Source organism: Thiomonas sp. (genome assembly GCF_054608695.1).
This window is the reverse complement of the sequence record NZ_JBTRXV010000169.1, coordinates 1-4,144: the sequence shown is the minus strand read 5'-3', so window position 1 is coordinate 4,144 and position 4,144 is coordinate 1. Positions and strand designations below refer to the sequence as shown.

General features: G+C 57.8%; 5 protein-coding genes. All 5 read left to right on the top strand.

The genetic code is table 11. From position 1 onward, the window contains the following. The coding region (locus ACYCUK_RS23590; RefSeq protein WP_461597024.1) for a putative inorganic carbon transporter subunit DabA at positions 1 to 386 on the top strand (386 nt) is incomplete at its 5' end. 211 nt (positions 387 to 597) lie between these two features. Further along, positions 598 to 1,413 (top strand): DUF6671 family protein, encoded by an 816-nt coding sequence (locus ACYCUK_RS23585; protein WP_461597023.1) that lies wholly within the window; start codon positions 598 to 600, stop codon positions 1,411 to 1,413. After that, positions 1,410 to 2,030 (top strand): hypothetical protein, encoded by a 621-nt coding sequence (locus ACYCUK_RS23580; RefSeq protein WP_461597022.1) that lies wholly within the window; start codon positions 1,410 to 1,412, stop codon positions 2,028 to 2,030. Before ACYCUK_RS23585 ends, ACYCUK_RS23580 begins: the two co-directional genes overlap by 4 nt. Before the next feature lie 535 nt (positions 2,031 to 2,565). Further along, positions 2,566 to 3,600: a dihydroorotase gene (gene pyrC, locus ACYCUK_RS23575; RefSeq protein ID WP_461597021.1), complete on the top strand. Its 1,035-nt coding sequence runs from the start codon at positions 2,566 to 2,568 to the stop codon at positions 3,598 to 3,600. A 102-nt stretch (positions 3,601 to 3,702) separates the two neighbouring features. Further along, on the top strand, positions 3,703 to 4,144 hold a 442-nt coding region (locus ACYCUK_RS23570; protein WP_461597020.1), incomplete at its 3' end, for a dihydroxy-acid dehydratase domain-containing protein.

Sequence of the window (4,144 nt, the reverse complement as noted above, 5' to 3'; positions counted from 1 at the left end):
CACCGATGGTGGTCGCCAACTGGATCAACATGCAGTATTACGGATCCGTCGTCGACAACCAAAGATTCGGCAGCTGCAATAAAGTGCTGCACAACATCGTGGGGGGCTCTATAGGCGTATTCGAAGGAAATGGTGGCGACTTACGTGTTGGCCTTCCGCTGCAGTCGCTCCATAATGGTGAACGGTGGGTGCATGAACCCTTACGTTTGAATGTATTTCTCGAAGCACCGAAAACAGAGATTGATCGAATCATTGCCAAACACGAACTCGTGCGTGAACTTGTCGAAAATCGGTGGTTGTTCCTTTTTCAAATTGACGACGAGGACGGCGGCATCTACCTGCGCAACATGGACAGGCAATGGCAACCAATGTCTTCAGATTACTGAACCCACTGTTTCATACCTAAGCGTGAGCGAAGAGTGTCGCGATGATCGCTACTGAGCGACGATTATTTCCGCCCACATGCACCACGGCTCGTTTCTGGGGAATTTTGATTTCAAGTTAGGGCCAACAGATGCATAAGTTGGAGCTCGCTAAATTTATAAATTTTAAAAATCTATTATGAGTTTTCGAAAACCCATCTACAGTGGTTTAACCGTGGCCCTACTCACCCGGCATGGCAAGGAGAAAGTCGTCGCTCCTTTGCTGGCCTCCGCCATCGATTGCCAAGTGATTCAGGTAACTGGCTTTGATACCGACCAGTTGGGCACTTTCACGCACGACATCCCGCGTCCGGGCACGCAACTCGAGGCGGCGCGGAAAAAGGCGCGCATCGGCATGGGGCTGACAAGCTTGCCCCTGGGGCTCGCTAGCGAAGGCTGCTTCGGGCCGGATCCCTACACCGGAATGTTTCCCTGGAACGTGGAGATGATCGTCTGGATCGACGATACGCTGGATATCGAAGTGGTTGGTGTTGCCGCGGGCAAAACCAACTTCTCTCATCTGCTCACTGCAAACTGGGAGCAGGCCGAGGCATTCGTCCGTGCGATAGGTTTTCCTGAACACGGTTTGGTGGTGCGGCCGCAGCACGAGGACGATCCCCGCATCCGCAAAGGCATTGCCGACTGGGAAACTCTGCGCGAGGCCTTTAGCTGGGCCTGCGATGAGGGGGACAACGGCTGCGCCTTCCTGGAAACCGATATGCGCGCCCATGTGAACCCCATGCGCATGGAGATCATCGCCCAGGCCACACGGGATCTTGCACGCAAGCTTTGCACCCTCTGTCCCCTCTGTAACGCGCCCGGCTTCCAATTGGCCGAGCGCATCCCCGGCCTGCCCTGCGAAGATTGCGGCGCCCAAACCAGAGAAGCCCGGGCGGATATCCACCGTTGCGTCAGATGCGGTCACCAGGTGACGGTGGAGCGCACGGTGACGGCGGCTCCGGCGGGTCGCTGCGACTGGTGTAATCCATGAAACCGAAGCAACGCGAGGATCTCGCAGCTTTAGCCCGAAATGAATTGGAAATGGGTCACACCATGAGAACGAATACAGAAGAAGCGCGGGATGGTCATGTAACGAGCCTGCTCCTTTTCGTTCGCACAGCGGACGACCTTGCCCGCGCCTGCAGGGAGGTGGGGGAACTTTTCGCGTCTTGTCGATGTCGCCAAAGCGGTTCATTTGCCGACAGACGGATCTTGGGTGCATGGATTGATGAACACGCGGTCACCGAGCTCCCACAGGGGCTGAATCTACGGTTACCTTCCAACCAGACGATCCTGCTAGCGGTGCGAGAAACTTTCGCCTTGTGGGGTATCTGGGCGGTCGCATTGATCGAGTCCGTGTGCCTCGAGACAAAGGCTGGCATGGAGCTATCCCACGATATAGTGCTCGACGCGCTGAATGCGCTCGAGCGGTGCGACACCGCGAAGGTGGGCCGCTATTTACCTGCCTTCGCCCGCGACACGCCAAAGAATCAGGTTCGTGCCGAGATCAAACGACTCAATATCCGTTATCCGCTTCAGATCGAGCAGCCGATCTATTACGACCCAGTCACGGGGAGGTTGTCCTTGCAGAAAGAACGATTCCGATAGAAGCCAGAATCGGCTTCACGGCACGGCCTGCGGCTAGCCAATACGGCCAGGGGGTATCGCAGGTTGAGGGGGTATCGCAGGTTGATCATCTGGTCAATACGGATAGAGAAGAAGCCGTCAGCTATCGAAAAAAATAGAGCGCAAATTCCCAGAAATTAATATGGAAAATTAACATATTCCGGGAATTTTAGATGATCGAAAACGTGGTGTGAAACATGCATTCATACGTGTTTCAAGGGTTTGTTTAGGGAAGCGCTGATTTATTCGTTCGCGCGACCACGCCGCCTCCGTAAGTCTCTGATTTTCAAGACAGCGATGTCGCGTGTCCAGCACACTTTCGGAATAAATCAACGGCTCCTTAGTCGACCATTAAAGATGGCTAAATCGAATTGCGACAACTACACCATGATCCTGTCCCTGAGCGACAAGAAGGTGCTTCTGTCCCAAAAGATCAAAAGGAAAGGTAATGGTGCCCGTTGGAACCAATGATGCCCCAATACACCGCCACGTTGAACCTGGCATATCGGCGCAAACCATGACTCGACTGACCTTGGTACGCCCCGACGATTGGCATCTGCACTTGCGCGATGGTGAAGTGCTGGCCTCGGTGCTCCCCGACACGGCACGGCGGTTTGCGCGCGCCATCGTCATGCCCAATCTCAAGCCGCCCGTGACCACGGCGCAGCAGGCACTGGCTTATCGCGAGCGCATCCTGGCGGCTTTGCCGGAGAGTATGTCGTTCAAACCGCTGATGACGCTCCACCTCACCGAGGACACCGCGCTGTCCGAGATCGCCAAGGCCAGGACAAGCGGTTTCGTGCACGCGATCAAGTATTACCCGGCGGACGCGACCACGAACTCCGAGTTTGGCGTGACCGATATCAAGCGCTGCTACCCGGTGTTCGCCGCGATGGAGCGGCACGACCTGCCGCTGCTCATGCACGGCGAGGTGACCGATCCGGACGTGGACGCCTTCGACCGCGAGGCGGTATTCATCGAGCGCCATCTGGCGCCGCTGGTGCGCGCGTTCCCCGGCCTGCGCATGGTGCTGGAACACATCACCACCCGTGCTGCTGCCGAATTCGTCAGCCAGACCCCGAACAATGTCGCGGCGACCATCACCGCGCACCACCTGCTGCTCAATCGCAACGCGATGTTCGAAGGGGGCTTGAGGCCGCACCATTACTGCCTGCCGCTCTTGAAGCGCGAGGCGCACCGCGCAGCGCTCGTCGCCGCCGCCACCAGCGGCGACCCGAAGTTCTTCCTCGGCACCGACAGCGCGCCGCACCCACGCCACCCCAAGGAGTCCATCTGCGGCTGTGCCGGAATTTATACCGCACACGCCGCGATCGAACTCTATGCCGAAGTCTTTGAGGACGCTGGCGCGCTCGACCGGCTGGAGGCGTTCGCCAGTTTCCACGGCCCCGGCTTCTACCGGCTGCCACGCAACCGGGACACCCTCACCTTGGAGAAACGGAGTTGGACGGTGCCCGAGGAGGTGCATTTCGGGAAGGAAACGGGTGTGCCGCTGTGCGCCGGAAAAAGGATTGCGTGGAGACTGGTCGAATGAACGAGCGCAACGTTCGCTCGCGACATCCTCGGCGAGCCTGTGCATTGATACGTAAATTCCCGCCGCGCTTTCGCTGCGGCTTCAATTCTTAGGAGAGCAATAATGTCTGACAACCGCAGAAGCAAAACCGTCACCCAGGGCGTGCAGCGCTCGCCCAACCGCGCCCTGCTGCGCGCGGTGGGTTTCGGCGATGGGGATTTTGACAAGCCCATCGTCGGCGTGGCGAACGCGCACAGCACCATTACGCCGTGCAATATGGGCATCGGTGCATTAGCCGCGCGTGCGGAATCTGCCCTCAAAGCGGCTGGTGCAATGCCGCAAACGTTTGGCACCATCACCATTTCCGACGGCATTTCGATGGGCACCGAGGGCATGAAATATTCGCTGGTGTCGCGCGAGGTGATTGCCGACTCCATCGAAACGGTGTGCCAAGGCCAGAGCATGGACGGCGTGCTCGCCCTCGGCGGCTGCGACAAAAACATGCCGGGCGCGATGATCGCCATCGCCCGCATGAACATTCCGGCGATCTTCGTTTATGGCGGCA